Below are 14,621 nucleotides of genomic sequence, written 5' to 3'. Positions count from 1 at the left end.
GGTGCGGGGGGCGGACGGGCTGACCGGGGGCCTGGACCCCTGCGCGCGGGCCCGGGGGGGCATCGGCGGGGGGGGGGGGGCCGCGCCCGGCCGGGGGGCCCCCCCCCCCGGGGCCGGGGGGGGCCCCCGCCCCCCGGGTCCGGTCCTGCGCCCCGCCTCGGAACCGGCCGCACCAGCACCGAACACCCCACCGTCAGCCTCCTGTTGACGGGAGGTCAGCCCGCCGAACCACCGTCCTCGTGATCGTCCGGCCGACCGAACACCCGCCTGACCTGGCCATCTGCCGGACTCCGGCCGGACCGTAGGGCAGGGCGTGTGAAGAAGGTGTGCGAGGGCGATGACGGGTCGCGTTTCCGGCTGTCGGCCCCCGCGACCCTGGCGTACGGTTTCGACAGATGAGAGAAACACCCCGCTCGCAGGAGACTGCGGGCGACACCGGAGTGGAGCGTCCCCAGCTCCCCTTTGGTCGTGCCTTCGCGCACACCGCCGGAGCTTCGGGCTCCGGAACTCCTCACCGATCGGATGGCCGCCCGCCCCAAACCCCCCGGGGCGTGCGGCACACCGATCCTGTCGGCCGCCCCGGAACTACCCCCCCTGTTCCCTGGCGGCCGACTTCTCTTTCTCCACGTGGCGACTCCTCCTGGTCTTCCCGGGGCCCGGCCTGGATCCGGGCGTTCGCGCTGTGCGCGGTCCTCTTCGCCCTCATCACCTGGCAGGCCGCCGCGGGCGGTCCGCTCCGTTCGGCCGACGAGCGCCTCGAACTCTTCCTCGCCGGCCTCGGCCCCCAGCCCCTGACGCAGTTCCTCTCCGATCTCGGCAGCATGCCGGTCGCCCTGCCCGTGGTGGCCGCGGCGATCGGCTACGCGCTCTGGCGCGGACAGCGCGCCCAGGCCCTGGTGGCCACGCTCACCATGGCCGCCGTCCCCGCCCTGGTCATTCCGCTCAAGATGTGGATCGACCGGCCGGGCCCGCTCACCGACGCCACCGGCTACTACCCGTCCGGCCACACGGCCACGGCGATGGTCGCGTACGGCGGCGCCGCCCTGCTCCTCGCCCCGTACGCAGGACGGAGCAGGACGGTGCCCGTCGCCGTCCTGCTCACTCTGGGGACGGGCACCGGCCTCCTCCTGCGTGGCTACCACTGGCCGCTGGACGTCCTCGGCAGCCTGGCGCTCTGCGGGATGCTGCTCCTGCTTCTGGAGCTGGCCCCACGCGCGGTTCTGGAGCAGGACCGGCGCGGGACCGGCTCACGCGGGCGCACCGGCTCGCGCGGGAGAGAGTGACGTCTGCCGGTCCTCAGCTCGGTGCGGGCGGCCACGGATCGTGCGGCGGCGTCTGCGTGTCCTCCGTCCGCGTCGCACCCGCCGCGTTCGCCATGTTCGCCGCCGCCTCGTGCATCGCCAGCTCCAGCAGCGTCGGGTCGCTCAGCGTGCCCGAGCCGTCCGGCGGAATCAGCCAGCGCATCCCGCCGCTCGGCCGCCCCGGGTACGGCACGACGATCCAGGTGCCGCGACCGGCTCCCCGCACCCCCGTGCCTAACCAGCGCTCGGCCGTGCCCGACGGCACGAAGAAACCCATCCGGGATTCGCCGAAGTCGGCGAGCACAGGTCCCGGCCGGTCGACGAGCCTGGTCAGCACATCGAGCGTCGGATAGCCGAGCTCCCCGGGAAGGATGAGAACGTCCCAGCGCCTGCCCGCCGGCAGGAGCGCCACTCCGACCGGGCTGCGCTCCCATTCCCGTCGGCAGGCATCAGGGTCCGGTGCCACCGACACCAGCCACTCCACCGCGTCTTTCGCCCCCGGGTCAGTCATGTCCCCGGCCTCCGATCCGTGTTGTTGGACAGTCCGTCCATAAGGGAGACACGGAGGGTGCCGGTCGATGACGCGGGTTCGGCCCGCCACCTGCCGGACCTTCCGGTGATCTGGATCACATGGCGCGGGCCCACGAGCCACCGGAAGGCTCGGGCCCGGCTCAGCTGTCGAAGCCGAGCCCCAGCCGGTCCATGGTCCGCAGCCACGCGTTGCGCCGGCCGCCCCGGGCGTCCGCGCGGGCCAGCGACCATCGGGTGAGCCCGATCCCGGCCCAGGCGGCGGGCTCGGGCGGGAAGGGCAGCGGCTTGGCGCGGACCATCGCCAGTTCCGTACGCCCGGTCCGCTCCCCCGCCAGCAGATCGAGCATCACGTCCCCGCCGAAGCGGGTCGCGCCGACTCCGAGGCCGGTGTATCCGGCGGCGTACGCGACCCGGCCGCCGTACGCCGTGCCGAAGAAGGCCGCGAACCGCGTACAGGTGTCGATCGCACCGCCCCAGGCGTGGCTGAAGCGCACCCCCTCCCACTGCGGGAAGCAGCGGAAGAAGTGGGAGGCGAGCCTGCGGTAGGTCTCCGGGCGGTGCTCCAGACCGGCGTCGAGCCGGCCACCGTACGGATAGAACGCGTCGTAACCGCCCCACAGGACACGGCGGTCGGCGGTGATCCGGAAGTAGTGGAACCGGTTGGCGCTGTCCGCGAGCCCCTGACGGCGCTGCCAGCCGACCGCGCTCAGCTGTTCCGGCGTCAGCGGCTCGGTCATCAGGGCGTAGTCGTAGACCGGGACGGTGTACGGACGTACCCGTCTGACCAGGGAGGGGAAGACATTGGTGCCGAGCGCGACCTGCCGCGCGAAGACTCGTCCGTACGGTGTGCGGACGGCCATCGAGGCGCCGGAGCGGGCCAGTTCCAGGCCCGGGGTGTGTTCGTGGATACGCACGCCGAGGTCCAGGCAGGCCCGCTTGAGTCCCCACGCCAGCCTCGCCGGGTGCAGCATGGCGACCCCGCGCCGGTCCCACAGTCCGCCCAGGAACGTCGGCGAGTCGACCTCGGCGCGCACCGCGTCCCGGTCGAGCGGTTCCAGGCCGGTGACGCCGAGCCGGGTCGCCTGCTCGTACCGCTCGCGCAGGTCGTCGAGTTGGTACGGCTCGGTGGCGACGTCGATCTCGCCGGTGCGCTCGAAATCGCAGTCGATGGCGTGGCGGGCGACGGTCGACTCGATGGCGTCGAGGTTGCGTTCGCCCAGTTCCTCCAGTTTCCGCAGCTCGTGCGGCCAGCGCGCGAGACCGTTGCTGAAGCCGTGGGTGAGGGAGGCGGCGCAGAAGCCGCCGTTGCGGCCCGAGGCGGCCCAGCCGGCCTCGCGGGCCTCGATCAGGACGACCTCCCGGCCCGGGTCGCGTTCTTTGGCGAGGAGAGCGGTCCACAGCCCGCTGTAGCCGCCTCCGACGACGAGGAGGTCGCAGTGTTCGTCGCCGGTGAGGGCGGGCAGCGCGCCGGGTCTGCCCGGATCGTCCAGCCAGTACGGGACCGGCCGGGCGCCTCGGAGTGCCGCCGTGACCGTACGCGTGGCACCCGGGTCCATGCCGTCCATGACTTCCCCTTTCCGCCGCTGCTTCTCACCGGCGCTCAGTCCGGCGCTGCGCTCTTCCTCCGCCGGCTGCTCACCAGCTGTCCCGCGACCACCAGCACGACGGCCATGAGGAACATCCCCGTACCGACGACATTGATCTGCACCGGTGTGCCTCGCTGCGCCGAGCCCCAGACGAACATGGGGAAGGTCACGGTCGAACCGCCGTTGAAGTTGGTGATGATGAAGTCGTCGAACGAGAGCGCGAAGGCGAGCAGCGCGCCCGCCGCGATGCCGGGGGCGGCGATCGGCAGCGTGACCCGTACGAAGGTCTGCACCGGCCCCGCGTAGAGATCGCGCGCCGCTTCTTCGAGCCGTGGGTCCATGGACATGACCCGTGCCTTGACGGCCGTCACCACAAAGCTGAGGCAGAACATGATGTGGGCGATCAGAACGGTCCAGAAGCCCAGCCGCGCGCCCAGGTTGAGGAAGAGCGTGAGCAGCGAGGCGGCCATCACGACCTCGGGCATCGCCATCGGCAGGAAGATCAGCGAGTTGACCGGGCCGCGCGCCCGGAAGCGGTAGCGGACCAGCGCGAACGCGATCATCGTGCCGAGGACCGTGGCACCGAGCGTCGCCCAGAGGGCGATCTGGAGCGACAGGGCCAGCGAACCGCACAGGTCGGCGACCGAGCACGGGTCCTTCCAGGCGTCGAGCGAGAAGCGCTGCCAGGCGTAGTTGAAGCGGCCGTTCGGCTGGTTGAAGGAGAAGACCAGCACGACGAGGTTGGGTACGAGCAGGTAGCCGAGCGTCAGCACGCCCGCGATGGCGACAAGACCGCGTCGGAGCCGGCGCATCAGACCAGGTCCTCCGTCCCTGCTCGGCGGATGTAGACGGTGACCATGACCAGGACGACCGCCATCAGGATGAAGGAGAGCGCGGCCGCCGTCGGATAGTCGAGGACCCGCAGGAACTGCGTCTGGATGACGCTGCCGACCATCTTCGTGTCGGTGGAGCCGAGCAGTTCGGCGTTGACGTAGTCGCCGCTCGCCGGGATGAAGGTGAGCAGCGTGCCGGAGACGACCCCCGGCATGGAGAGCGGGAAGGTCACCTTCCGGAAGACCGTCAGAGGTCTCGCGTAGAGGTCGCCGGCGGCCTCGTGGAGCCGGCCGTCGATGCGTTCCAGCGAGGTGTAGAGCGGCAGGATCATGAACGGCAGGAAGTTGTACGTCAGACCGCAGACGACCGCCATGGGCGTGGCCAGCACACGGCCGCCCTCGGTCCAGCCGAGCCAACCGGTCACATCGAGGACATGCAGGGTGTCCAGGAGGCCGACGACCGTGCCGCCGTCGGCGAGGATCGTCTTCCAGGCCAGCGTACGGATCAGGAAGCTGGTGAAGAACGGCGCGATGACCAGCACCAGCAGCGTATTGCGCCAGCGGCCGGCCTTGAAGGCGATGAGGTACGCGAGCGGGTACCCGAGCAGCAGGCACAGGAGCGTGGCGGTGCCCGCGTACAGCAGGGAGCGCACGAACTGCGGGTAGTAGTCCCGGAGCGCGTCCGCGTAGGTCCGCAGGTGCCAGGTGACCCGGAAGCCTTCCTCCAGGGAGCCTGTCTGTACGGAGGTCGAGGCCTGGTAGACCATCGGCAGCGCGAAGAAGACCAGCAGCCAGAGGATGCCGGGCAGGAGCAGCCAGTACGGGACGAGCCGCTTGCGCGTGGAGGCCCGGCGGACCGGAGGTGGCGGCGGGGGCTGGGCCGCGGGCTCGGCGGGTGGCGCTTGTGTGCTGGTCACGAGCCCTCCTCGGCCGCCGTCGTGGCTTCGGCTGTGCCCGGGGTCCTCGCGCGTCCCGGGGTCCCGGCGACACCGGCGGTCCCGGCGACACCGGCCGTCCCGGCGTCGATGGCCTGGGTGGCGTCAAGGCCGAAGGTGTGCGCGGGATTCCAGTGCAGGACGACATCGGCGCCGGGCCGCAGACGGCTGTCGCGCTCGATGTTCTGCGCGTACACCTCCAGCCGCGGGCAGACCGGGCTGTCGATCACGTACTGCGTCGAGACACCGATGAAGCTGGAGTCCGCTATGCGCCCCGGTATGCGGTTGCGGCCGTCGGGGATCGCGCCCGCGTCGTCCGCGTGCGCCGGCGTGATCTTCTCGGGGCGCACACCGATCAGCAGCTTGCCGCCGTTTCTCGCCGGGGCGGAGCAACGGCCGGCGGGCAGGCGCAGTTCGCTGCCACCGGCGGTGACCACGACCTCGTCGCCCTGGGCCCCGGCGACCTCGGCCTCGATGAGGTTGGAGGTGCCGAGGAAGTTGGCGACGAACGTGGTCCCCGGGTTCTCGTAGAGATCGGCTGGGCTGCCCAGTTGCTCGACCCGGCCCGCGTTCATCACCGCGACCGTGTCGGCCATCGTCATGGCCTCCTCCTGGTCGTGGGTGACATGGACGAAGGTGATGCCGACCTCGGTCTGGATGCGCTTGAGTTCCAGCTGCATCCGACGGCGCAGCTTCAGGTCGAGGGCGCCCAGCGGCTCGTCCAGCAGCAGCACCCGGGGGTGGTTGATCAACGCGCGGGCCACGGCGACGCGTTGCTGCTGGCCGCCGGAGAGCTGGTGCGGCTTGCGCTTCGCGTGGTCGCCGAGCTGGACGAGATCGAGCATGTCGCCGACCTGTTTGCGTACGGACTTGATGCCGCGCCGGCGCAGCCCGAAGGCGACGTTCTCGTAGATGTCGAGGTGCGGGAAGAGCGCGTAGCTCTGGAAGACGGTGTTGACCGGGCGCTTGTACGGGGGCAGGCCGGTGACGTCCTTGTCGCCCAGGAAGACCGAGCCGGTGGTGGGGTCCTCCAGGCCGGCGATCATCCGCAGAGTGGTGGTCTTGCCGCAGCCCGACGCGCCGAGGAGAGCGAAGAAGGAGCCCTGCGGCACGGTGAGATCGAGTGGCCGGACGGCGTGGAAGGAGCCGTACGTCTTGCTGATCCCGGTGAGGCGGACATCGTCGCCGTCACGGCCGATGGATGCGGTCTCTGTCATGGGTCACGGTCCCGGGGAGAAGAGGGAGGGGAGGGCGGGGAGGACACTGGACAACGCACCGGACTACGCACCGGACTACGCACCGGACTACGCACCGATGAGCTTGGCGAACTTCTCCTCGTACGCCGTCTCTTCCTCGCTGCTGAGCGAGCGGAAGGCGTGCGAGGAGGCGGCCATCGCCGCGTCCGGGAGGATCAGTGTGTTCTCGGCCATCGACTTGTCGATCTTCGCGAGTTCGGCGCGCACCCCGTCGACCGGGCAGACGTAGTTGATGTACGCGGCGAGCCGGGCGGCGACCGGCGGCCGGTAGTAGTGATCGATGAGCCGCTCGGCATTCGTCTTGTGCCGCGCCTCGGCCGGGACCAGCAGATTGTCGCTGGAGATGATGTAACCGCTGTCGGGGACGGTGAACTTGATGTCCGGGTTGTCGTTCTGGAGCTGGACGATGTCACCGGCCCAGGCGACACAGGCCGCGATGTCGCCCTTGTCGAGATCCGCGGTGTAGTCGTTGCCCGTGAAGCGGCGGATCTGCTTCCGGTCGACGGCCTGCTGGAGCCTGGCGACGGCCGCGTCGAAGTCGTCGTCGGTGAACGCCCCCGGGTCCTTGCCCAGATCGAGCAGGGTCATCCCGATGCTGTCACGCATCTCGGAGAGGAAGGCGACCCGGCCCTTGAGCTTCGGGTCGTCCAGCAGTTGGGAGACGGAGTCGACGGTACGCCCGCCGGTCGCCCTCGCGTTGTAGGCGACGACCGTGGGAATCCCGGTCCACGGATAGCTGTGGGCGCGGCCCGGGTCCCAGTCGGGCGAGCGGAACTGCTCGGAGAGGTTCGCGAACGCGTGCGGCAGATTCGACGGGTCGAGCTGTTGCGCCCAGCCGAGCCGGATGATGCGGGCGGCGAGCCAGTCGGTGACGCAGATGAGGTCGCGTCCGGTGTCCTGCCCGGCCGCCAGCTGCGGCTTGATCTTGCCGAAGAACTCGACGTTGTCGTTGATGTCCGCCGTGTACGAGACCTTGATCCCGGTGCGCCCGGTGAACTCCTCCAGGGTCGGATAGCGCTTCTCGTCCTCACTGACGTCCATGTATTCGGTCCAGTTCGAGAAGACGAGCCGCTTCTCCGCAGCCGAGTGGTCGGCTGCCGCGAGGCCCTCGTCCTCACGCTTCGCGGGCGGGATGCCGCAGCCGCCCAGACCGGCGAGACCACCGAGCGCGAGCGCGCCGACGCCGGTGGCACGCAGCATCGAGCGCCGGGTGAGAGCGCCCCGGCCACTGGTCATACTGCGGCGTATCGCGGCCAGTTGGGCCGCGGAGAGACGGTCGGGCTCGTACTGCTCCATGCGCGGTCCGCCCTTCCCAGCCACCGCACCACTGTGGCTCCAGCTCGAATTGACTGCCGATCCTGACAGAGCAGCTTTGCTCCAACAAGGGATTCCGTTGTTTCCTTTTGGTTACGCGACGGAATCGGTCGCCCGGCGCCACCGGCGCCATATGAGCCCGCTGTCCCGCGTACGGGATGTCAGTGCTGACTGCGAAACTCGGGCGCATGGGGATGAACACGGCCAAGAGGAGGGGGAGGCGCCGAAATCCGGCCCTCGCCAAGACGGCGGGGCAGCTGGTGCGCGTTTTCGACGAAGCCGTCCGCGGATACTCGCCGAGGCCGGCCCGATGAACCGCCACTGGCGCATCGGACCGGCCTCGCACGAACAGACGACAGACCGGCATGAAGAACAGAAGAGCCGAGCAGAGCGGCACGGGTGGAACAGGCGGAACGGGTGGATCAGATGGGACAGGTGGGAAGGCAGAACACAAGCGATGGATGGAACGGACAGGTCCTAGCGGTCGGCTCCGACCACCAGCGAAGTGGCGAACGGATCCTCGCTCGTGGAGTCCCCGCTCGACCCGCCGTTCGCGATCCCCCAGATCAGGAGACCCAGGAACGCGGCACCGATCGCCATGCCTATCGCGCCGAGGATGATGCCCGCCAGCGCCATCCCGCCGTTCGTCGCCTCGCCCCGGTGGGCGCGGCGACGGCCGATTATCCCGAAGATCAGCGCGAGGACGCCGAGGATGACACCGAGACCCCACATGCAGAAGCCGACGACGCCGATGATCCCGAGCACCAGCGCGGCGACGCCCATACCGTTCGCCGGAGGCTGCTGCCAGCCGGGCTGGCCGTAGCCCGGGTAGCCGGTGGCGGGATAGCCGGGGTAGCCGTAGGCCGCTCCGGGCGCGGCACCGTACGGGGGCAGGGCACCGTACGGAGCGGCGGGCTGCTGGGCGGCCGGTGGCTGCTGCTGTACGGGCGGTACGGCCGGGTAGCCGTACGGCCCCGGGGTGGGCTGGGCCGGTCCCCCGGGAGCGGTGGGCGGCGGCGGTACGGGACCGGGCCCGGCGCTCGGCATGCCGAGGACCGTCGGCATGTCATGCACGGACGCGGGCTGCTGCGGTGCCTGTGGCGGCCGGGAATCCTGCGGCGCGGCCGGCTTGTCCAGCGGCACTCCGCCCGCCGGCGGAGCCCAGGGGTCGCTCGGCTCGGAGCGGCCCGGCGGCTGCTGGCTGTTCTCTGACATGGGCCTCCCCCATCGTAATCCCGTCATGCTACGGCCTCCTCCACGCGCGGAACCGGCCCGGCCTACGATGATCCGTGACCTGAGCGGACCCGGCCGGAGGCGGGCCTCCTGACCGCGTGTTCCGCCTCTCGTCCCGCTCCGCCGACACCGTACTTTCCGGCCCGCCTCAGTACCCGGAGGATTCCGATGACCGATCTGCACCCCTTCATCGCGGGGCTGCCCAAGGCCGAACTGCATGTCCACCACGTCGGTTCGGCCTCGCCGCGGATCGTCGCCGAACTGTCCGCGCGGCACCCGGACTCCAAGGTACCCACCGACCCCGAGGCGATCGCCGACTACTTCACCTTCACCGACTTCGCGCACTTCATCGACGTCTATCTCTCGGTCGTCGATCTGATCCGTACGCCCGAGGACGTGCGGCTGCTGACCTTCGAGATCGCGCGTGACATGGCCCGGCAGAACATCCGTTACGCCGAACTGACGATCACGCCGTTCAGCTCGACCAGTCGCGGCATTCCGGAGCAGGGCTTCATGGAGGCGATCGAGGACGCCAGGAAGTCCGCCGAGACGGAGCTGGGCGTCGTGCTGCGCTGGTGCTTCGACATTCCCGGCGAGGCGGGGCTGAGGGCGGCCGAGGAGACCGCCCGGCTCGCGCTGGACCTGCGGCCCGAGGGGCTGGTCTCCTTCGGGCTCGGCGGCCCCGAAATCGGCGTACCCCGGCCGCAGTTCAAGCCGTACTTCGACCGCGCGATCGCCGCGGGCCTGCGTTCCGTACCGCACGCCGGTGAGACGACGGGGCCCGAGACCATCTGGGACGCGCTGCGTGAGCTGGGCGCGGAGCGCATCGGCCACGGCATCAGCGCCGTCCAGGACCCGGAGTTGCTGGCGTACCTCGCCCGGCACCGCATCCCGATGGAGGTGTGCCCCACCTCCAACATCGCCACCCGCGCCGTCGTCGACCTCGACGAGCACCCGATCAAGGCGATGGTCGCGGCCGGTGTGCTGGTGACGGTCAACAGCGACGATCCGCCAATGTTCGGCACCGACCTCAACCAGGAGTACGGGGTCGCGGGCCGGCTGCTCGGTCTGGACGAACAGGGACTGGCCGATCTCGCGAAGAACGCGGTCGGGGCATCGTTCCTCGACGAGGACGGCAAGCGGCGGATCGCCGAGGAGATCGACACGTACACCGCCAAGTGGCTCGCGCGGTAAGGACGATGACGACGCGCGCACGCCCTGACCCGTCGGCACCGGCGCGTACCGTCGTCGCCGTGGGCCACCGCGGCGATCCGTACCGCGTCCGGGAGAACACTCTTCCGTCGGTCCGCTCCGCGCTGGAGCGAGGAGCGGACGCGGTCGAGATCGATGTACGGCTGACCCGCGACGGTGTGCCCGTGCTGCTGCACGACTCCTCGCTCAAGCGGCTCTGGGGCCATGACCGACGCCTCGCGCGGGTGACCCACGAAGAACTGCGCGAACTGACCGGCTCCGGGGACGGCGGCGACGGCGGGGATTCCGAGAACGGCGCGGACGCCGGTGTGCCGACGCTGCGGGAGGCGCTCCTGGCGACCGACGGCCACCGGCTCATGATCGATCTCCCCGGTGCCTCCGAGGAGTCGGTACGTGCCGTCGTCTCCACGGTGCGCGAGTGCGGCGCCGCGGAGCGGATCTACTACTGCGCGGGCCCGAGCACGATGCTCGCCGTCCGAGCCGCCGACGCCGCCGCCGAGATCGCGATGACCTGGACGACGCTCGCACCGCCGCGGCCCGCCCTGCTCGCGGCGGTGCGGCCGCGCTGGCTCAACTACCGTTTCGGGCTGGTCAGTCGGGAGCTGGCCGACCGCAACCACCGGGACGGACTGCTGGTCTCCGCCTGGACCGTGGACACCCGGCGCGGTATGCGGCGGCTGATCGCGCGGGGCGTCGACTCCGTCACCACCAACCGCATCGACGTCCTGTCCGGCCTGCTGAACACGGCCGGGGCCGCCGGGGGGTGACAGGGAACAGCACGCCCTACCGGTCGGCGCCGGGGTCTTCTCGGGCCGGGCCCGGTTCCTCGGCCCTGAGCACCTCCACCTCTTCTTCCTTGGCCCGCCCCGTGAGCACCTTTCCGATGAACAGGTCGTACACAAGGATTCCGACCAGCCCCCCGGCCAGGGGCCCGATGATCGGGATCCAGACGTAGTTGCTGAACCATTGGAAATTGCCCGGCAGTGCGATGTCTCCCCAGCCCAGGAAATACGTCCACAGCCGCGGGCCGAAGTCGCGCGCGGGGTTGATCGCGTAGCCGGCACTCGTGCCGATGCTGAGGCCGATCGCGACGACGACGAGACCGATGAGGAACGGGGCGAGATTGGACAGGGGACCGCTGTTACGCGTGTCGATGAGCGCGCAGACGAGCACCAGAAGAATCGCGGTGCCGATGATCTGATCCAGGAACGGACCCCACCACGAACTACCGAAGTACTCCGCCGGGAAAGTCGCGAAAATCGAGAAGGTGGCAAGTGATTTGTCTCGCGCGAGTCCGGCCTTGTCGTTGAACAGGTTGATGGCCCAGCTGTAGGAGTAGAAGACAACAGCGGCCGCGAGAAAGGCTCCCAGGAGCTGTGCGCCCCAGTACGGGAGGACCTTCTTCCAGGGAAAACCCCGGCGTACGGCGAAGGCCAGAGTCACCGCGGGGTTGATGTGCCCTCCGCTGACGCCTCCGGACACGTACACGCCGAAGACGACGGCGAGACCCCAGCCCCACGCGATGATCAGCCAGTTCGACGGACCGAAAGCGACGGCCTGCCGTCCCGAACCGGGAAGTCCGACGACGGCTACGGCGACCGACCCGCACCCCAGCAGAATCAGGACGAACGTTCCCAGGAATTCGGCGAGCATTTCGCCACCGAGTCCATGCGGATAGCCGCGACGCCTCGTACTGGTGGTCGCCATTGCTCCTCCTGTCTCAGACGGATCGAACGGGTCTGGATCGAACGGGTCTGGATCGGACTGGCCTGGATCGGACTGGCCTTACGGGCGGACGAGTCGGGCGGATTCGACCGGCGACGCGCAAGCCACAGGCTCACGGAGACAGCCCCGGGCGGGCTTTGATAAAGCGACTGTAGAACCGCCCGATGGAATGCGCCTGGCGAGTTCGGAGCGCCCGGGTGCCCGTGCCGGGAAATACCTCAGGACAGCGAAGGCGCCGTCGGAGGGGAAAGCACCTGTTCGGCCCAGATGGTCTTGCCGGTGGCGGTCTGGCGGGTCCCCCAGCTCTCGGTGAGCTGGGCGACCAGGAGCAGACCACGGCCGCCCTCGTCGAAGGCATGGGCGCGGCGCAGGTGCGGGGCGGTGCTGCTGCCGTCGGAGACCTCGCAGATGAGCGTACGGTCACGGATCAGCCTGAGCCGGATGGGTTCGGCTCCGTAGCGGATGGCGTTGGTGACCAGTTCGCTCACCACGAGTTCGGTCACGAAGGCGGCGTCCTCCAGACCCCACGCGGCGAGCTGCGCCGAGACCTTCAGCCGGACGTCGGCCACCTGCGCCGGTTCGCCGGTCAGTTCCCAGGAGGCCACCTGGTCGGAGTGGAGCGCACGGGTACGTGTGACGAGGAGGGCGGCGTCGTCGGTGGGCAGGTCGGGAAGGAGCGCCTTGATCAGGCGGTCGCAGACGGCCTCCGGCGAGGAGGGCCCTTCCGGAGCGGCCAGTGCCGCGCACAACCGGTCCAGGCCCAGGTCGATGTCACGCTCCCGGCCCTCGACCAGTCCGTCGGTGTAGAGCACGAGCGTGCTGCCCTCCGGCAGTTCGCGTTCGGTGACCTCGAAGGGCACGCCCCCGATGCCCAGCGGTGGGCCGGTGGCGATGTCGATGAGTTCGACCGTGCCGTCGGGGAAGCGGACCGCGGGCGGCGGGTGTCCCGCGGCGGCCATGGCGCAGCGGCGGGAGACGGGGTCGTAGACGGCGTACAGGCAGGTGGCGCCGAACTCGCCTGTGGCCTCGGCCGCCGAGACCGCCTCGTTGTCCTCGGCGACGAGGTGGCTGACCAGGTCGTCGAGGTGGGTGAGCAGTTCGTCGGGGGGCAGGTCCACGTCGGCGAGGGTGCGTACGGCCGTGCGCAGCCGTCCCATGGCGGCGGAGGCGTGGATGCCGTGGCCGACGACGTCACCGACGACGAGCGCGACGCGGGTCCCGGACAGCGGGATGACGTCGAACCAGTCGCCGCCGACCCCGGCGCGGGAGCCCGCGGGCTGATAGCGCGAGGCGATCTCCACCGCGGCCTGACCGGGCATCCGCTGGGCGAGCAGGCTGCGTTGCAGGGCGAGCGCGGTGGTGTGTTCGCGGGTGTAGCGGCGGGCGTTGTCGATACAGACGGCGGCCCGGCCGGCGAGTTCCTCGGCGAGGACCGCGTCGTCGTCCTCGAAGGAGTCGGGACGTGTTCCCCGGGTGAAGACGGCCACGCCGAGAGTGATTCCGCGGGCCCGCAGGGGCACGGCCAGCAGAGAGTGCACTCCGAGGTCGTCGACCATGGCCTGCCGGATGTCGTTGGCCGCGGCCCATACGGTGAACTCGGGATCGCCTCGCCTGCTGAGCGCGGGCCGGCCGGTCGTCAGGCAGCGGGCGGGCGGCGAGGCGTCCGGATAGGTTTCGAGGCCGCCGAGGTCGACGGCCCCGGTGGTCACGAGCGGGTCCGCGGCCAGGTGCGCCACCCGCCGCAGCGTCACGGCCGTGTCCACCGGCCCCTCGACCGGCTCCTCACCTCGCAGGACGGAGTCCAGCAGGTCCACGGTGCTGAAGTCGGCGAGTGTCGGTACGACCAGTCCGGCGAGCTCTTCGGCGGTGCGTACGACGTCCAGGGTGGTCCCGATGGCGGTGCCGGCCTCGTTGAGCAGGATCAGGCGACGGCGGGCCCAGTACTGCTCGCTGCTGTCGAACGCGAGCATGGCGACGCCGCGCGACCGCCGGTCCCTGTCCCGCACCGGCCACATATGGATGTTCCACGCGTGCTCGCGGGGTGAGGTCAGCGCCCGGGTGTAGCTCTCGTAGTGCAGCGGCTTCCCGGTCCGGGTCACCTCGCGCAGATGCTCCAGAAAGTCCTGGCTCTCGTGGTCGTCGAGCGCGATGGTGTCGGAGAAGAACCGTCCGCGCAGTTCCGTTTCCGGGGTGCCCAGGATCTGGCAGGCGGCCTCGTTCAGCCGGATGTACCGGTGCTGGTTGTCGAAGGCCGACATGGCGACGGGTGCCTGGGCGACCGATGCCTCCACGGTCAGCGGGGCGTCTTCCGCCGGTTCCGGTTCCGCCAGGGCGGTCGCCACGAACCCGAGGGAGCCGCCCTCCTCGTCCAGCACCGGGCAGACCAGCAGTCCGACATCCAGCCGGTGGCCGTCCCGGTGCCGCAGGGCGCCGGTACCACGCCAGTCGCCGCCGCGCCCGAGCGACTCCACAGCCGCGGCGGCCGGGTCCGAGGCGAGCAGGCCGGCCGCCGGACGTCCGATGATCTGCGCCGGCGAGTGACCGAGGAGACGCTCGGCCCCCTTGCTCCATCCGGTGACCAGTCCGTGCGCGTCCACGACGACGACGGCCGCGGAATCCGGCTCCCGGCCGCGCTGCCCGTCGCGAGAGGTGTTGCCACCGGTGCTCATCGCTCTCGATTCGCGTCTGCGGTCCC

Annotated in this window: 12 protein-coding genes; 3 read left to right on the top strand and 9 right to left on the bottom strand. The window is 70.4% G+C overall.

From position 1 onward, the window contains the following. Nucleotides 1-395 precede the first annotated feature (395 nt). Nucleotides 396-1,283, top strand: a complete 888-nt coding sequence (locus ACIQD6_RS31035) for a phosphatase PAP2 family protein (protein ID WP_401888842.1) — start codon at nucleotides 396-398, stop codon at nucleotides 1,281-1,283. A gap of 13 nt (nucleotides 1,284-1,296) precedes the next feature. Here the strand turns inward: ACIQD6_RS31035 and ACIQD6_RS31030 are convergent, their stop codons facing one another. The 7 genes from ACIQD6_RS31030 to ACIQD6_RS31000 all read right to left on the bottom strand — a co-directional run bounded on the left by ACIQD6_RS31030 (nucleotide 1,297) and on the right by ACIQD6_RS31000 (nucleotide 8,971). After that, complete coding sequence (locus ACIQD6_RS31030; protein ID WP_401888839.1) at nucleotides 1,297-1,812, bottom strand: hypothetical protein; 516 nt, start codon at nucleotides 1,810-1,812, stop codon at nucleotides 1,297-1,299. A 160-nt stretch (nucleotides 1,813-1,972) separates the two neighbouring features. Further along, nucleotides 1,973-3,388, bottom strand: a complete 1,416-nt coding sequence (locus tag ACIQD6_RS31025; protein ID WP_401888887.1) for an NAD(P)/FAD-dependent oxidoreductase — start codon at nucleotides 3,386-3,388, stop codon at nucleotides 1,973-1,975. Nucleotides 3,389-3,432: 44 nt separating this feature from the next. Then, nucleotides 3,433-4,230 carry an ABC transporter permease gene (locus ACIQD6_RS31020; RefSeq protein WP_401888837.1) on the bottom strand — a complete coding sequence of 266 codons (798 nt, stop codon included), beginning with the start codon at nucleotides 4,228-4,230 and terminating at the stop codon, nucleotides 3,433-3,435. Further along, the gene (locus ACIQD6_RS31015; RefSeq protein ID WP_401888834.1) at nucleotides 4,230-5,168 is read right to left on the bottom strand and encodes an ABC transporter permease; all 939 of its coding nucleotides are present in this window, start codon (nucleotides 5,166-5,168) and stop codon (nucleotides 4,230-4,232) included. Before ACIQD6_RS31015 ends, ACIQD6_RS31020 begins: the two co-directional genes overlap by 1 nt. Continuing rightward, on the bottom strand, nucleotides 5,165-6,403 hold the full coding sequence (locus ACIQD6_RS31010) for an ABC transporter ATP-binding protein (protein WP_401888832.1): 1,239 nt from the start codon (nucleotides 6,401-6,403) through the stop codon (nucleotides 5,165-5,167). Before ACIQD6_RS31010 ends, ACIQD6_RS31015 begins: the two co-directional genes overlap by 4 nt. Before the next feature lie 87 nt (nucleotides 6,404-6,490). After that, nucleotides 6,491-7,738, bottom strand: coding sequence for a PotD/PotF family extracellular solute-binding protein (locus ACIQD6_RS31005; RefSeq protein WP_401888884.1), 1,248 nt, complete (start codon nucleotides 7,736-7,738; stop codon nucleotides 6,491-6,493). Between the two features lie 495 nt (nucleotides 7,739-8,233). Continuing rightward, the gene (locus ACIQD6_RS31000; protein ID WP_401888831.1) at nucleotides 8,234-8,971 is read right to left on the bottom strand and encodes a DUF4190 domain-containing protein; all 738 of its coding nucleotides are present in this window, start codon (nucleotides 8,969-8,971) and stop codon (nucleotides 8,234-8,236) included. Between the two features lie 186 nt (nucleotides 8,972-9,157). Between ACIQD6_RS31000 and ACIQD6_RS30995 the strand changes: the two genes are divergently transcribed. Both ACIQD6_RS30995 and ACIQD6_RS30990 read left to right on the top strand, forming a co-directional pair. Continuing rightward, nucleotides 9,158-10,183 carry an adenosine deaminase gene (locus tag ACIQD6_RS30995; RefSeq protein ID WP_401888829.1) on the top strand — a complete coding sequence of 342 codons (1,026 nt, stop codon included), beginning with the start codon at nucleotides 9,158-9,160 and terminating at the stop codon, nucleotides 10,181-10,183. A gap of 5 nt (nucleotides 10,184-10,188) precedes the next feature. Further along, nucleotides 10,189-10,968, top strand: coding sequence for a glycerophosphodiester phosphodiesterase (locus tag ACIQD6_RS30990; RefSeq protein ID WP_401888827.1), 780 nt, complete (start codon nucleotides 10,189-10,191; stop codon nucleotides 10,966-10,968). A gap of 16 nt (nucleotides 10,969-10,984) precedes the next feature. On the opposite strand, the gene ACIQD6_RS30985 is transcribed toward ACIQD6_RS30990, so the two are convergent. Both ACIQD6_RS30985 and ACIQD6_RS30980 read right to left on the bottom strand, forming a co-directional pair. Continuing rightward, nucleotides 10,985-11,854, bottom strand: coding sequence for an MIP/aquaporin family protein (locus ACIQD6_RS30985; protein ID WP_401888882.1), 870 nt, complete (start codon nucleotides 11,852-11,854; stop codon nucleotides 10,985-10,987). Between the two features lie 290 nt (nucleotides 11,855-12,144). After that, entirely contained in the window at nucleotides 12,145-14,595 is a 2,451-nt protein-coding gene (locus tag ACIQD6_RS30980) for a SpoIIE family protein phosphatase (protein WP_401888824.1), read from the bottom strand. Nucleotides 14,596-14,621 lie beyond the last annotated feature (26 nt).

The sequence above is a fragment of the Streptomyces sp. NPDC088400 genome (assembly GCF_044753355.1).
Classification (GTDB): domain Bacteria; phylum Actinomycetota; class Actinomycetes; order Streptomycetales; family Streptomycetaceae; genus Streptomyces.
This window is presented reverse-complemented; position numbering and strand designations above follow the sequence as displayed.